Consider the following 14,547-nt stretch of genomic DNA (forward strand, 5'->3'; position numbering starts at 1 on the left):
ATGGACAGCATCAACACCCGTATCGCCGAGGAGCTCTCCGCACTGCCCTCCGGCCGCGTTCAACCGCAGCAAGTCGCCGCTGCCGTCGCCCTGCTCGACGAGGGCTCCACCGTTCCCTTCATCGCCCGTTACCGCAAAGAGGTCACCGGCAGCCTCGACGATACCCAGTTGCGCATGCTGGAAGAGCGCCTGCGCTACCTGCGCGAACTGGAAGAACGCCGCGGCGCGATCCTGGCCAGCATCGAGGAACAGGGCAAGCTGACCCCCGAACTGGCCCGCGACATCAAGCTCGCCGACACCAAGACCCGCCTCGAGGACCTCTACCTGCCTTATAAGCAGAAGCGCCGCACCAAGGGCCAGATCGCCCTGGAAGCCGGCCTCGGCGAACTGGCCGACGCACTGTTCGACGACCCGACCCTGGTCCCGGAAAGCGAGGCAGCGCGCTTCGTCGATGCGGAGAAAGGCTTCGCCGATGTCAAGGCGGTCCTGGAAGGCGCCAAGTACATTCTCATGGAGCGCTTCGCCGAAGACGCCGCCCTGCTCGACAAGCTGCGCGTGTTCATGAAGAACGAAGCGACCCTGACCGCCCGCGTGGTGCCCGGCAAGGAACAGGAAGGCGCCAAGTTCAGCGACTACTTCGAACACGACGAGCCGCTGAAAAGCGCCCCCTCGCACCGCGCCCTGGCGATCTTCCGCGGACGCAACGAAGGCGTCCTCAGCGCCTCGCTGAAGGTCGGCGAGGAAGCGCCGGGCACCCTGCATCCATGCGAAGTCATGATCGCCGAGCGCTTCGGCCTGTCCAACCAGGGCCGCGCCGCCGACAAGTGGCTGGCGGAAGTGGTGCGCTGGACCTGGAAGGTCAAGCTCTACACCCACCTGGAAACCGACCTGTTCGGCGAACTCCGCGACGGCGCCGAGAACGAGGCGATCAGCGTCTTCGCGCGCAACCTGCATGACCTGCTGCTGGCCGCCCCGGCCGGCCCGCGCGCCACCCTCGGCCTGGACCCGGGCCTGCGCACCGGGGTCAAGGTCGCGGTGGTCGACGCCACCGGCAAGCTGCTGGACACCGCCACCGTCTACCCGCATGCGCCGAAGAACCAGTGGGACCAGACCCTCGCCGTGCTCGCCGCGCTGTGCGCCAAGCACCAGGTCGAGCTGATCGCCATCGGCAACGGCACCGCCAGCCGCGAGACCGACAAGCTGGCCGGCGAACTGATCAAGAAGTATCCGGGCATGAAGCTGACCAAGATCATGGTCAGCGAGGCCGGCGCATCGGTGTATTCCGCCTCCGAACTGGCGGCGAAGGAGTTCCCCGAGTTGGACGTGTCCCTGCGCGGCGCCGTGTCCATCGCCCGCCGCCTGCAGGACCCGCTGGCGGAGCTGGTGAAGATCGAGCCCAAGTCGATCGGTGTCGGCCAGTACCAGCACGACGTGTCCCAGCTGAAACTGGCGCGTAGCCTGGACGCGGTGGTCGAGGACTGCGTGAACGCCGTCGGCGTCGACGTCAACACCGCCTCCGCCGCCCTGCTGGCACGCATCTCCGGCCTCAACTCGACGCTGGCGCAGAACATCGTCGCGCACCGCGACGCCAACGGCGCGTTCCGCACCCGCGACGAGCTGAAGAAAGTCAGCCGCCTGGGCGAGAAGACCTTCGAGCAGGCCGCCGGCTTCCTCCGCGTGATGAACGGCGACAACCCGCTGGACGCCTCGGCGGTGCACCCGGAAACCTACCCGCTGGTGCAGCGCATCGCCGCCGACACCGGGCGCGACATCCGCTCGCTGATCGGCGACTCGGCGTTCCTCAAGCGCCTCGAGCCGAAGAAGTTCACCGACGAGACCTTCGGCCTGCCGACCGTCACCGACATCCTCAAGGAACTCGACAAGCCCGGCCGCGACCCGCGTCCGGAGTTCAAGACCGCGGAGTTCCAGGAAGGCGTCGAGAGCCTCAAGGACCTCAAGCCGGGCATGGTCCTCGAGGGCGTGGTGACCAACGTCACCAACTTCGGCGCGTTCGTCGACATCGGTGTCCACCAGGACGGCCTGGTGCACATCTCGGCGCTGTCCGAGAAGTTCGTCAAGGATCCCTACGAGGTGGTCAAGGCCGGCGACATCGTCAAGGTCAAGGTCATGGAGGTGGACATCCCGCGCAACCGCGTCGGCCTGTCCATGCGCATGAGCGACACCCCCGGCGAGAAGGTCGAAGGCCAGCGCGGCGGGCGTCCCGCCGGCGGCGGCCAGCCACGCCAGGAGCGTGGCGCTTCGCGCGGGCAGAGCGCACCGCCGGCGAACAACGCCATGGCCGCGCTGTTCGCCAACGCCAGGCAACTGAAGAAGAAATGACGGAGCCGTCCATGAGCGAGATGCCCGCCCGCGAGCAGATGATCAGCGCCTTCAGCGAACTGGTCGGCCTGGACCCGGTAAGCCTCGGCGACGGCGTCGCCGAGGTGCGCCTGCCGATGGCCGCGCACCTGCGCAACCGCGGCGGGGTCATGCACGGCGGCGCGCTGTTCTCGCTGATGGACGTGACCATGGGCCTGGCCTGCTCCAGTTCCCATGGCTTCGACCGCCAGAGCGTCACCCTGGAATGCAAGATCAACTACATCCGCGCCGTCGCCGACGGCGAGGTGCGCTGCATCGCCCGCGTGCTCCATGCCGGGCGCCGCAGCCTGGTGGTGGAAGCCGAGGTGCTGCAGGGCGACCGGCTGGTCGCGAAGGGACAAGGCACCTTCGCCCAGCTGTAAGCCGGCACGGCCGGCATGCGGCAGATTGGCGCGCGACGGCGATCCCGATCCGCGCCGACCGCCCGGCTCGACGGCTCCCCGCGGAGAGCACGACGGTCGGCCGCGGACGAAGCGAAAACGCATTTACGTCCTCCCTCTTGTAGACCGCTCGGTCCACCCTCATATTGGGGCGACCGACCTGGGACGCGATCACAAGGAATCCCGACTTGAGCGATCTTCTTTCCCGCCGCCTGGCTCTGCTCGGCGCCGCAGCCAACCTGCCCCTGCTGACCGAGTGCCTGCACGGCATCGAGCGCGAATGCCTGCGCGTCGACAGCGACGGCAAGCTGGCGCTCACCCCCCATCCCCGCGCCCTGGGCTCGACCCTGACCCATCCGCAGATCACCACCGACTATTCCGAGGCGCTGCTGGAATTCATCACGCCCACGGAAACCGACGTCGCCGACACCCTGGGCGACCTCGAGCGCATCCATCGCTTCGCCAGTTCGCAGCTGGACGGCGAATACCTGTGGAGCCCGTCGATGCCCTGCGAGCTGCCGGACGAGGAGAGCATCCCGATCGCCCGCTACGGCAACTCGATGATCGGCCGCCTGAAGTACGTCTACCGCAAGGGCCTGGCGCTGCGCTACGGCAAGACCATGCAGTGCATCGCCGGCATCCACTACAACTTCTCCCTGCCGGAGAAGCTCTGGCCACTGCTGCGCCAGGCCGAGGGCAGCGAGCTGGCGGAGCGCGACTACCAGTCCGCCGCCTACATCGCCCTGATCCGCAACTTCCGTCGCTACAGCTGGCTGCTGATGTACCTGTTCGGCGCCTCGCCGGCGCTCGATGCCGGCTTCCTGCGCGGCCGCCCGAGCCAGCTGGAGCGCTTCGACGAGCACACCCTCTACTTGCCCTACGCCACCAGCCTGCGGATGAGCGACCTGGGCTACCAGAACAACGCCCAGGCCGGCCTGACGCCCTGCTACAACGACCTGCAGAGCTACATCGACAGCCTGCGCAAGGCGGTCAGCACGCCCTACCCGGCCTACGAGAAGATCGGCACCAAGCAGGACGGCGAATGGGTGCAACTGAACACCAATGTCCTGCAGATCGAGAACGAGTACTACTCGAGCATCCGTCCCAAGCGCGTCACCTACACCGGCGAGCGTCCGGTGCAGGCCTTGGCCGCACGCGGCGTGCAGTACGTGGAAGTGCGCTGCCTGGACATCAATCCGTTCCTGCCGCTGGGCATCGACCTCGACGAGGCGCGCTTCCTGGACGCCTTCCTGCTGTTCTGCGCATTCAGCGACAGCCCGCTGCTGAACGGCGAATGCAGCGATGCCACCGACAACTTCCTGGCCGTGGTCAAGGAAGGCCGGCGGCCGGGCCTGCAATTGCGCCGCCGCGGCCAGCCGGTGGAGCTGAAGGATTGGGCTAGCGAACTGCTCGAGCGGATCGCCGACACCGCCGCGCTGCTCGACCGCGCCCGTGGCGGCGAGGCGCACGCGGCGGCGCTGGCGGCGCAGCGGGCGAAGGTCGCCGATCCGGAGCTGACGCCCTCGGCGCAGGTGCTGAAGGTCATGCGCGAACGCGGCGAGAGCTTCGAGGCGTTCTCCCTGCGCCAGAGCCGCGAACATGCGGAGTATTTCCGCCAGCATCCGCTGGCCGCCGACGAGCAGGCACGCTTCGAGCAGATGGCCAGCGCCTCCCTGGCCGAACAGGCGGAGCTGGAACGCGACCAGGATGGCGATTTCGATACCTTCGTCGCCGCCTACCAGGCGAGCATCCTCGGCCTGATCAGCAACTGAGCGAGCCGGCGCGTCCCCTGCCAGGGACGCGCCGGCGGATCACAGGCTCTTCTCGAACACCTGCGAATTGCGCTGGAAGTTGTACAGCGAGGCGCGCGCCGCCGGTAGCCGTTCGACGCTGCTGGGCTGGAAGCCGCGCTCGCGGAACCAGTGCGCGGTCCGCGTGGTGAGCACGAACAGGGTCTTCAGGCCGAGGCCGCGGGCGCGCTCCTCGATCCGCTCCAGCAGTTCGTCGCCACGCCCGCCGTGGCGGTACTCCGGGTTCACCGCCAGGCAGGCCAGCTCGCCCGCCTCCGAATCGGCGATCGGGTAGAGCGCGGCACAGGCGATGATCAGCCCTTCGCGCTCGACGATGCTGAACTGTTCGATCTCGCGTTCCAGCACCTCGCGGGATCGGCGCACCAGGATGCCCTGCTCTTCCAGCGGGCGGATCAGCTCGATCAGCCCGCCGACGTCCTCGATGCCCGCCTCGCGCAACTGCTCGAACTGCTCCTGGGCGACCAGGGTGCCGTTGCCGGTGCGGGTGAACAGCTCGCTGAGCAGCGCGCCGTCCTCGGTATAGCTGACGATATGGCTGCGCTTGACCCCGGCCCGGCAGGCCTGGGCCGCGGCGTCCAGCAGTTCGGCCTGGTAGCTGTTGCCGAGCCGCTGCAGGTGCGCCGGCACCTGTTGCGGGCGCAATTCGCGGACCAGCTTGCCGGAGGCGTCCAGCAGGCCCTGCTCGGCGCCGTAGAGAATCAGCTTTTCCGCCTCCAGGTCGATGGCCGCGCGCATGGCCACGTCCTCGCAGGCCAGGTTGAAGATTTCCCCGGTCGGCGAGTAGCCCAGCGGCGAGAGCAGGACGATGCTGCGCTCGTCGAGCAGGCGACCGATGCCCTTGCGGTCGATCCGCCGCACCTCGCCGGTGTGGTGATAGTCGACCCCTTCGACCACGCCGATCGGCCGCGCGGTGACCAGGTTGCCGCCGGCGACCCGCAGGCGCGCGCCCTGCATCGGCGAGGCGGCCATATCCATCGACAGGCGCGCCTCGATGGCGATGCGCAGGCTGCCGACCGCGTCGATCACGCACTCCAGGGTCGGCGCATCGGTCACCCGCAGGTCGCGGTGGTAGCGCGGGGCCAGGCCGCGCGCGGCCAGGCGCGACTCGATCTGCGGGCGCGAGCCGTGCACCAGCACCAGGCGCGCGCCGAGGCTGTGCAGCAGGACCAGGTCGTGGAGGATATTGCCGAAATTGGGATGCTCCACCCCTTCGCCGGGGAGCATGACCACGAAGGTCCGGTCCCGGTGCGAGTTGATGTAGGGCGAAGCGTGACGTAACCAGTTGACGTAGTCGGGCATGGTGGGAGGAGCCTGTCGTTTCGTGAGCGAGAGCAAAGCGTGAGCGGCCGGGACGGCCCGAAGGGCGCCGTTATCGTCGTCGCAGCAACATCGACAGGCTTCTCCTCACTTCCTGGTTAACGAGACGGATGGATCGCGCACGAGTTTAAACCCTGGGCGGCTCCGGAGCGGCGGGATACGACCATGGTAAGGGCCGCGCATCCGCAACGGACCGTTTTACCACTATTTCTGAAAAAAACTATCCGAAAACCCCTGGTTATCCCGTGCCGGGCTTTTTCGCTAGGCTGCCTCGTTCGCCGTGCCATGCGGCGCGCCCCACGCGAACGAGGAAAATCCATGAGCGAATACTTCCATCACGTCCTGGTCGGCCTGCTCGCCGTGCTGCCGGTGGCCAACCCGCTGACCAGCGTCTCGCTGCTGCTCGGTCTCGGCGGCGGCCTGCCACCGGCCGAGCGCAACCGGCAGATTCTCAAGGCCAGCCTCTACGTGGCCCTGATCATGCTCGTCAGCTTCTACGGTGGCAGCCTGGTGATGCAGGTATTCGGCATCTCCATTCCCGGCCTGCGCATCGCCGGCGGGCTGATCGTCGCCTACATCGGCTTCACCATGCTGTTCCCCGCCACCACGCCGGACGAGACCGAGGTCCAGCACGACCTGCTGTCGGACGAGGAGAAGATCACCCCGCACTTCCGCGACCTCTCCTTCGTCCCGCTGGCCCTGCCCGGCACCGCGGGGCCGGGAACCATCGCCCTGGTGGTCAGCTCGGCGTCGACCCTGCAATCCACCTACGGCAGCATTCCGCTGCCCATCCACCTGGCGGCGATCACCGTGACCCTGCTTACCGCGCTGGTCTTCTGGATCGCCCTGCAGAGCTCCGGACGGATCATGAGATTCCTCGGCGAATCCGGGATCGACGCCATCTCGCGGGTGGTCGGCTTCCTGCTGGTGGCGATGGGCGTGCAGTTCGTCATCAACGGCGGCTTCGAGCTGGTCGCCGGCCATGCCGCGCTTCAGGCGGCGGGGGTCAGGCAATAGTGGCGGATGAGCTGGCGCAGCACGCCGACCATCGGCTCGATGCGCGCCAGTTCCAGATGCTCGTCGGGCTGGTGGGCACAGGCGATGTCGCCGGCGCCGAGGACCAGGGTCTCGCTGCCCAGGCTCTGGAAATACGGCGCCTCGGTACCGAACGCCACGGCCTCGGCGCGGTGCCCGGTCAGGCGCTCGGCGACGCGCACCAGCTCGCTGTCCCGGTCCTGCTCGAACGGCGGCACGGCCGGGAACAGCGGCTGGTAGTCGATCGTCACCCGGTGCCGCTCGGCCAGCGGCCGCAGGCGCTGGCGGATCGCTTCGCGCAGCTGCTCGGGCTGCATGCCCGGTAGCGGCCGCAGGTCGAACTCCAGCGAACACTGGCCGCAGATGCGGTTGGGGTTGTCGCCGCCGTGGATGCAGCCGAGGTTCAGGGTCGGCTGTGGCACGCTGAACTGCGGGTTGTTCCAGGCCCGCTGCCACTCGCCACGCAAGGTCATCAGCTCGCCGATCGCCGCGTGCATGGCCTCCAGGGCGCTGCGCCCGAGGTTCGGGTCGGAAGAATGGCCGCTCTGCCCGAGGATATCGATGCGCTCCATCATCACCCCCTTGTGCAGGCGGATCGGCCGCAGGCTGGTCGGTTCGCCGATCACCGTCGCCCGCCCCAGCGACCGCCCGCTTTCGGCGAGGGCGCGGGCGCCGGCCATCGAGCTTTCCTCGTCGCAGGTGGCGAGGATCATCAGCGGCTGGCGGAACGGCTGGTCGAGCAACGGCAGCAGGGCCTCGATGGCCAGCGGGAAGAAGCCCTTCATGTCGCAACTGCCGAGGCCGTACCAGCGGCCGTCGCGCTCGTCCAGGCGCAGCGGATCGCTGCTCCACAGCGCTTCGTCGTAGGGCACGGTGTCGGTATGCCCGGCCAGGACCAGGCCGCCTGGGCCGCTGCCGTAGCTGGCCAGCAGGTTGAACTTGCCCGGCGCGACCTCGAGCAGCTCGCAGCGCAAGCCCAGGTCGCCCAGCCAGGAGGCCAGCAGGTCGACCACCGGACGGTTGGTCTGGTCCAGGTCAGGCTGGGTGCAACTGACGGAAGACGCGGCGATCAGCGCGCCGAACTGGTCTTTCAGGGACGGCAACGGCATGGGACTCTCCACACGGGTCGAGCCCCATCATGGCCTATCGCGGCGGCGGATAAAACCTGCCCGCCCCGGCCTGCCGCCGCTCAGGCGCCGAACAGCGCGCGCAGGACCAGGAAGAACAGGATCGCCAGCAGCGCGCCGGCCGGCAGGGTCACCACCCAGGACAGGAAGATCGAGCCGATCACCCGCAGGTTGAGGGCGCCGATACCGCGCGCCATGCCGATGCCGAGCACCGCGCCGACCAGGGTGTGGGTGGTGGATACCGGCAGGCCGATGGCCGAGGCGCCGACCACGGTGGAAGCGGTCGCCAGTTCGGCGGCGAAGCCGCGGCTGGGCGTCAGCTCGGTGATTTCCCGGCCGATGGTGGCGATCACCCGGTAACCGTAGGTGGCCAGACCGATGACGATGCCCACCGCGCCGAGCAGCAGCACCCAGGGCGGCACCGGCGAGCGTGCCACCAGCTCCAGGTCGCCGCCGGCCTGGACCACCGCGACGATCGCAGCCACCGGGCCGATGGCGTTGGCCACGTCGTTGGCGCCATGGGCGAAGGCCATGGAGCAGGCGGTGAAGATCATCAGCACGGCGAACACTCGCTCGACACTGGCGAAGCCGCCGCGCGAATCGCCACCGTCGACGGGCCGGATACGCCGCAGCAGGACGATGCCCAGGCCCGTCACCAGGCCGCCGACCAGCAGCGCCAGGCCCAGCGTCTGTGCGCCGGACAGGTCCAGGCCGACATGCTTCAGGCCCTTGCCGACGGTCATCAGGGCGACCATGAAACCGGCCAGAAACATGTACAGCGGCACGTAGCGCCGCGCGCTGCGGAACGGATCCTCGGCGTGCAGCACCAGCCACTGCACGCTGCGGAACAGGGCGAAGGCGAGCAGCCCGGAGAGCACCGGGGTCACCACCCAGCTGGCGACGATCGGCCCGATCGCCTCCCAGTGCACCGCCTGCACCGAGACGCCGACCGAGGCGAAACCGATGATCGCGCCGACGATCGAGTGAGTGGTCGACACCGGCCAGCCCTTGATGGTCGCCAGCATCAGCCAGACCCCGGCGGCCAGCAGCGCCGAGAGCATGCCGAAGATCAGCAGGTCGGGGGTCATGTACTGCGGGTCGACGATACCGCTCTTGATCGTCTCGGTCACCTCGCCGCCGGCGAAGTAGGCGCCGCAGAACTCGAAGACCATCGCCACCAGGATCGCCTGGCGGATGCTCAGCGCCCGCGAGCCCACCGAGGTGCCCATGGCGTTGGCGACGTCGTTGGCGCCGACGCCCCAGGCCATGAAGAAACCGAACAGACAGGCCAGTACCAGGAAGACGAAGCCGTGGTCGGCGATCAGGGACATGGGCGGGAATCCGTGTGCGGGCAGAAGGCGTAAGGAAGACCGGCGCTCAACGCGCCAGCAATTGCTCCAGGCGGTTGCCGACCCGCTGGGCGCGGTCGGCGACGTCGCCGATCCATTCGATGACCTGGTAGAGGAACATCACGTCCACCGGCGGCAGATCGCCCTCCAGGCGGAAGAGTTCGCGGCGCACCTCCACCTGGATGCGGTCGGTGTCATTCTCGATGGCTTCGAGTTCCTCCACCATGCTCTCCACCAGGCTGGTCTCGCGACCGCCGAAACCGGTCTCGAGCAGTTCGTTGAGCTCGTTGACCACCCGCAGCGCCTGGGCGCTGGCGTCCACCGAACGTTGCACGTAGGCGAGCATCTGTCCCTGCAGCGGCGGCGGGATGCGCATGCGCCGGCCGAGCATCAGCCCGGCGATGTCCTTGGCGCGGTTGGCGACTTTGTCCTGTACACTGAGCAGTTCCAACAGATCGGAGCGCGGCACCGGAAGGAACAGGCTCTTGGGCAGGTGCATCCGGACGTTCTTCTTCAGCCGATCGGCTTCCTGCTCCAGTCGCACCATGTCCTGCTGAACCTGTTCGACCTGCGCCCAGTCCTCGGCGATCACCGCGCGAAAGAACGGCAACAGGCCAGCCGCGCATTCATGGGCCTTGGCGATGTGCTGCTGCATCGGCCCGATCGGCGAGCGACCGAACAGACTGATGAACGGATTGGTCGGCATGCAGCGCCTCCCCCGGTGGAAATGTCGGAAAGTATAGGCGACCCACTCCACGCGCACTTGATCTGGAACACGTTCACCCGCGGACGCCTGGCGTCCCGAGCCGGATAACTCCCATGCAGAAAGAAACCGAAATCAAACTCCGCGTCAGCCGCGCCACCCTCCAAGCCCTGCAGGAGCACCCGTTGCTGAAGAAACGCAACAAGTCGGGCTGGGAGCGCCGCGAGCTGTACAACCAGTACTACGATACCCCCGGCCGCGAGCTGGCCCGGGCCAAGGTCGCCCTGCGCATGCGCCGCGACGGCGAGCAGTACATCCAGACCCTGAAGAGCCGCGGGCAGAGCGTGGCCGGGCTGTCCGAGCGCAACGAGTGGGACTGGTACCTGGAGAAGGACAGGCTCGACCTGAAGAAACTCGACGACAAGTGCTGGCCGGCGGCCCTCAAGGACCTCGACAAGAAGCAGCTCAAGCCGATCTTCAGCACCGACTTCGTGCGCCAGCGCGCCGAGATCGCCTGGGGCCGCGGCAAGGCCCGGGTGGTTGTGGAGGCGGCCCTGGACCTGGGCAAGGTGGTCGCCGGCAAGGACGAAGAGGAAATCTGCGAACTGGAGCTGGAGCTGCGCCAGGGCGAAGCCGCCGCGCTGCTGGAGCTGGCCGCCGAACTGGCCGCCGACCTGCCGCTGATGCCCTGCGACATCAGCAAGGCCGAGCGCGGCTACCGCCTGTTCGACCCGAACAGCTACGAGGTCGACCCGCCGGCGCAGAAGCTGCTGGCGGAGACTCCGGTGGACGGCGCCTTCGCCGCCATCGCCTGGTACCTGCTCGGCAGCAGCCAGCGCCTCGCCGAGCAGTATCGCTTCAACGGCCACTGGCGCCTGCTCGAAGACTGGCTGCAGCAACTGCAGGACCTGCGCACCCTGCTCGGCAGCCTCGGCCAGGCGGTGCCGCGCGCCAGCAGTCGCGAACTGCGCGAAGCGCTGGACGCCCTCCTCGCCGACTGGGCGCCGCGCATCGAGCGCGGCCGCGACGACGAGACGCTGCGCCAGCAAGCGCCGCAACTGTTCCGCGCCGAACTCGACGAGACCCGCTGGGGCCTGTTCTCCCTGAATGCCTCGCGCTGGTTGCTGGCCAAGGCCTGGACCGAGTCGCGCAACGAACGCGGCAACCGCCAGGGCGCCGCCGCGCTGGGCAAATGGCTGCTGCGCAGCCTCGCCGAGGAGGCCCAGGCCACGCCGCTGGCACGCGCCCACCAGCACCCCGAGCTGCTCGCCGACCAGGCGCCGCGCCTGCAACGCATGCTTGCCTGGCTGCGCCTGGCGCGCGGCGTGCTCGCCCTGCCGGAAGCCGACCGCCTGTACGGCGAACTGGCCAAGCTACTCGACCTGCTGCGACAGCCCGCCGACGCCGAGCGCCTGGCCGCCCGCGCCGCGCAGGCCCATACTGTGCTCACGCTCAAACCCTGGAAGGCGCTGATGAAATAAGCTTCGCCGCTACCGCCATCATCCCAAGGGAGTCCGCATGTCCGTGTTCGCCACCGCTGCCCAGGACCGAGTGCTGGACCTCGGCGACCTGCTCCGCGAGCTGGTCGCCCAGGGCCGGGTCGGGCAGGACCAGGCCGAACAGTGCCTGGCGATCCGCCGCAGCGCGGTGCGCAACCAGCAGCATCCGCTGGAGTTCCTCGCCGCGCAGCAGGTCGAGGATCTCAAGCGGCCCGGACGCAAGCTCGACCTGGAGACCCTGACCCAGTGGCTGGCCGAATACGCCGGCCAGCCCTACCTGCGCATCGACCCGCTGAAGATCGACGTCGCCGCGGTGACCCCGCTGATGTCCTACGCCTTCGCCCAGCGCCATGGCATCCTCGCCGTCGCGGTGAGCCCGGAGGAAGTCACCGTCGCCAGCGCCCAGCCCTTCGTACAGGGCTGGGAAAGCAACCTGGTGCACGTGCTCAAGCGGCCGATCAAGCGGGTGGTGGCCAATCCGGCGGACATCCAGCGCTATACCGTCGAGTTCTTCCGCCTGGCCCGCTCGGTCAGCGGCGCCACCTCGCCGGACCAGAAGATCAGCGGCGTCGGCAACTTCGAGCAGTTGCTCAACCTGGGTGCCGCCGACCAGGAGCCGGACGCCAACGACGCGCACATCGTCACCATCGTCGACTGGCTGTTCCAGTACGCCTTCCAGCAGCGCGCCAGCGATATCCACATCGAGCCGCGCCGCGAGCAGGGCACCGTGCGCTTCCGCATCGACGGCGTGCTGCACAACGTCTACCAGTTCCCGCCGCAGGTGACCATGGCGGTGGTCAGCCGCCTGAAGTCGCTGGGCCGGATGAACGTGGCGGAGAAGCGCAAGCCGCAGGACGGCCGGGTCAAGACCAAGACCCCGGACGGCGCGGAAGTCGAACTGCGCCTGTCGACCCTGCCCACCGCCTTCGGCGAGAAGATGGTGATGCGCATCTTCGATCCCGAAGTGCTGCTCAAGAGCTTCGACCAGCTCGGTTTCTCCGCCGACGACCTGCGCCGCTGGCAGAGCATGACGCGCCAGCCCAACGGCATCATCCTGGTCACCGGCCCCACCGGCTCGGGCAAGACCACCACGCTGTACACCACGCTCAAGCAGCTGGCCACCGACGAGGTGAACGTCTGCACCATCGAGGACCCGATCGAGATGATCGAGCCGTCCTTCAACCAGATGCAGGTGCAGCACAACATCGACCTGACCTTCGCCAGCGGCGTGCGCGCCCTGCTGCGGCAGGACCCGGACATCATCATGGTCGGCGAGATCCGCGACCTGGAGACCGCCGAGATGGCGATCCAGGCCGCGCTCACCGGACACCTGGTGCTTTCCACCCTGCACACCAACGACTCGCCCACCGCCATCACCCGCCTGCTCGAACTGGGCGTGCCCTACTACCTGATCCGCGCCACCGTGCTCGGGGTCATGGCCCAGCGCCTGGTGCGCACGCTCTGCCCGCATTGCAAGGCACCGATGCAACTGGCCGACAGCGACTGGCACGAGCTGACCCGCCCCTGGAGCGCCCCGCCGCCCAGCGGCGCGCACCAGGCGGTGGGCTGCCTGGAATGCCGCGATACCGGCTACCGCGGACGCGCCGGCGTGTATGAAATCATGCTGCTCAGCGATAGCCTGAAGGAGCTGATCACCGCCGACACCGACCTGGTCGCCCTGCGCCGCCAGGCCTACAAGGAAGGCACCCGCAGCCTGCGCCTGTCCGGCGCGCAGAAGGTCGCCGCCGGACTCAGCACGCTGGAGGAAGTGCTGCGCGTGACCCCGCACAGCGAGCAGAAGTAGCGAGTCCCGTCGGCGGAGATCCGACGGTTGCACGGCACAGAGCCGGACGGGCCGACGCGGCCCACTGACAAGGATGTAGACGATGGCGATCGCTTCCCTCGTCGTCCCCGCGACGACGCTTCGGCACCCGGCCGCCCGGCCCATGCCCCACGGCGCAAGCGCCCCGCCCGGCGGCGTCGCGCCGCCGCGCAGCTGAGGGCCGGCCGATGGAACCCCTGCTGCAACTGGACTTCTGGGACTGGCTGGCGCTCGGCACGGTGCTCCTGCTCCTGGAAATCTTCGGCGCCGGCGGCTACCTGCTGCGGACCGGCCTGACCGCGGCCTGCGTCGGCGCGCTCGGCGCCTTCCTGCCGGGCCTGGCCTGGCCCTGGCAGGTTCTGCTGTTCGCCGGGCTCTCCGCCCTGACCGCCGGCGAGCAGTGGCGGCGCCGGCGCATGGCCGGCGGGTGCCGGGCAACCCCCGGGTTGCACCGGCGCGGCGACGACCTGCTCGGCCGCAGCTTCCCGCTGCACCGGGCCATCGTCGGCGGGCTCGGCGAACTGCGTGTCGAGGGCGCGCTCTGGCTGGTCAGCGGTCCCGACCTGCCGCGCGGCGCCCTGGTCCGCGTGACCGGCCAGGACGGCGCCCTGCTGCGCGTCGAACCGGCCGTCCCCGGAAACGCTGCAGCTCCCGGCTGACGGGGGCTGCGCGGCAAGGAAAAACAGACCGAACGGACACCCGCGGCGGAACTCGGGGCCGGGAAACACGATCTGATGTAGCACGCAGCCCCCTATCAGGAGTTCCCCCATGCGTTCGCTCAAACTCGCCGCCGCCACCCTGGCCATCGCCGCCCTGCCGCTGGGCTCGGCCTCGGCCGATACCTTCTGGCGCAACATCATTTCCTCGGGCGCCACCACGGCCTCTACCTACCTGACCTTCCGCCACGATCACAAGCTGATCGTCGCCGCGCAGGACGATGCCGGCAGCTACCTCGCCAGCGACGGCGCGATCCGCGGTCCATACCTGGAAGCCGCGCTGCAGAAGCTGCGCAGCGACAACCCGGAGCTGCAGGCCAGCGACATGGAACTGGCCAGCGCGATCCTCGCCGGCGGCGAGCAGTCCGCCATCCAGCAGTAAGCGCCCCGCCTCGCCTCCGCCCGGAGG

12 protein-coding genes are annotated in these 14,547 nt (G+C 68.7%); 8 read left to right on the forward strand and 4 right to left on the reverse strand.

The window, feature by feature from the left end:
- The 3 genes from B7D75_RS26955 (at window position 1) to gshA (ending at window position 4,531) form a co-directional block, all read left to right on the forward strand.
- The gene (locus B7D75_RS26955; protein WP_107114584.1) at window positions 1-2,340 is read left to right on the forward strand and encodes a Tex family protein; all 2,340 of its coding nucleotides are present in this window, start codon (window positions 1-3) and stop codon (window positions 2,338-2,340) included.
- Window positions 2,341-2,378: 38 nt separating this feature from the next.
- Window positions 2,379-2,741 (forward strand): PaaI family thioesterase, encoded by a 363-nt coding sequence (locus tag B7D75_RS26960; protein WP_394420641.1) that lies wholly within the window; start codon window positions 2,379-2,381, stop codon window positions 2,739-2,741.
- 206 nt (window positions 2,742-2,947) lie between these two features.
- A complete protein-coding gene (gshA, locus tag B7D75_RS26965; protein WP_012077830.1) occupies window positions 2,948-4,531 on the forward strand; it encodes a glutamate--cysteine ligase in 1,584 nt (527 codons plus the stop codon).
- A gap of 39 nt (window positions 4,532-4,570) precedes the next feature.
- Here gshA and argA read toward each other — a convergent pair whose 3' ends face one another.
- Entirely contained in the window at window positions 4,571-5,869 is a 1,299-nt protein-coding gene (gene argA, locus B7D75_RS26970) for an amino-acid N-acetyltransferase (RefSeq protein WP_107114586.1), read from the reverse strand.
- 336 nt (window positions 5,870-6,205) lie between these two features.
- Here argA and B7D75_RS26975 point away from each other — a divergent pair, with 336 nt between their 5' ends.
- Window positions 6,206-6,904 (forward strand): MarC family NAAT transporter, encoded by a 699-nt coding sequence (locus B7D75_RS26975; protein WP_034079770.1) that lies wholly within the window; start codon window positions 6,206-6,208, stop codon window positions 6,902-6,904.
- Here the strand turns inward: B7D75_RS26975 and argE are convergent.
- The 3 genes from argE to B7D75_RS26990 form a co-directional block, all read right to left on the reverse strand.
- Entirely contained in the window at window positions 6,880-8,031 is a 1,152-nt protein-coding gene (gene argE, locus B7D75_RS26980; RefSeq protein ID WP_012077833.1) for an acetylornithine deacetylase, read from the reverse strand. The two genes, B7D75_RS26975 and argE, sit on opposite strands and share 25 nt — an antisense overlap.
- An 80-nt stretch (window positions 8,032-8,111) precedes the next feature.
- Window positions 8,112-9,380, reverse strand: a complete 1,269-nt coding sequence (locus B7D75_RS26985) for an inorganic phosphate transporter (protein WP_042911039.1) — start codon at window positions 9,378-9,380, stop codon at window positions 8,112-8,114.
- A 46-nt stretch (window positions 9,381-9,426) separates the two neighbouring features.
- A complete protein-coding gene (locus tag B7D75_RS26990; protein WP_107114587.1) occupies window positions 9,427-10,104 on the reverse strand; it encodes a TIGR00153 family protein in 678 nt (225 codons plus the stop codon).
- Window positions 10,105-10,217: 113 nt separating this feature from the next.
- On the opposite strand from B7D75_RS26990, the gene B7D75_RS26995 reads away from it, so the two are divergent.
- The 4 genes from B7D75_RS26995 (at window position 10,218) to B7D75_RS27010 (ending at window position 14,520) form a co-directional block, all read left to right on the forward strand.
- Window positions 10,218-11,582 carry a CYTH domain-containing protein gene (locus B7D75_RS26995; protein ID WP_034079771.1) on the forward strand — a complete coding sequence of 455 codons (1,365 nt, stop codon included), beginning with the start codon at window positions 10,218-10,220 and terminating at the stop codon, window positions 11,580-11,582.
- A 37-nt stretch (window positions 11,583-11,619) separates the two neighbouring features.
- The gene (locus tag B7D75_RS27000) at window positions 11,620-13,404 is read left to right on the forward strand and encodes a GspE/PulE family protein (protein WP_012077836.1); all 1,785 of its coding nucleotides are present in this window, start codon (window positions 11,620-11,622) and stop codon (window positions 13,402-13,404) included.
- Window positions 13,405-13,610: 206 nt separating this feature from the next.
- Window positions 13,611-14,081 carry an NfeD family protein gene (locus tag B7D75_RS27005; protein ID WP_033997569.1) on the forward strand — a complete coding sequence of 157 codons (471 nt, stop codon included), beginning with the start codon at window positions 13,611-13,613 and terminating at the stop codon, window positions 14,079-14,081.
- A gap of 109 nt (window positions 14,082-14,190) precedes the next feature.
- Window positions 14,191-14,520, forward strand: a complete 330-nt coding sequence (locus B7D75_RS27010; protein WP_107114588.1) for a DUF2388 domain-containing protein — start codon at window positions 14,191-14,193, stop codon at window positions 14,518-14,520.
- Window positions 14,521-14,547: the final 27 nt, after the last annotated feature.

Origin of the sequence: Pseudomonas paraeruginosa, from assembly GCF_003025345.2 — a bacterium.
Taxonomy (GTDB): Bacteria; Pseudomonadota; Gammaproteobacteria; order Pseudomonadales; family Pseudomonadaceae; genus Pseudomonas; species Pseudomonas paraeruginosa.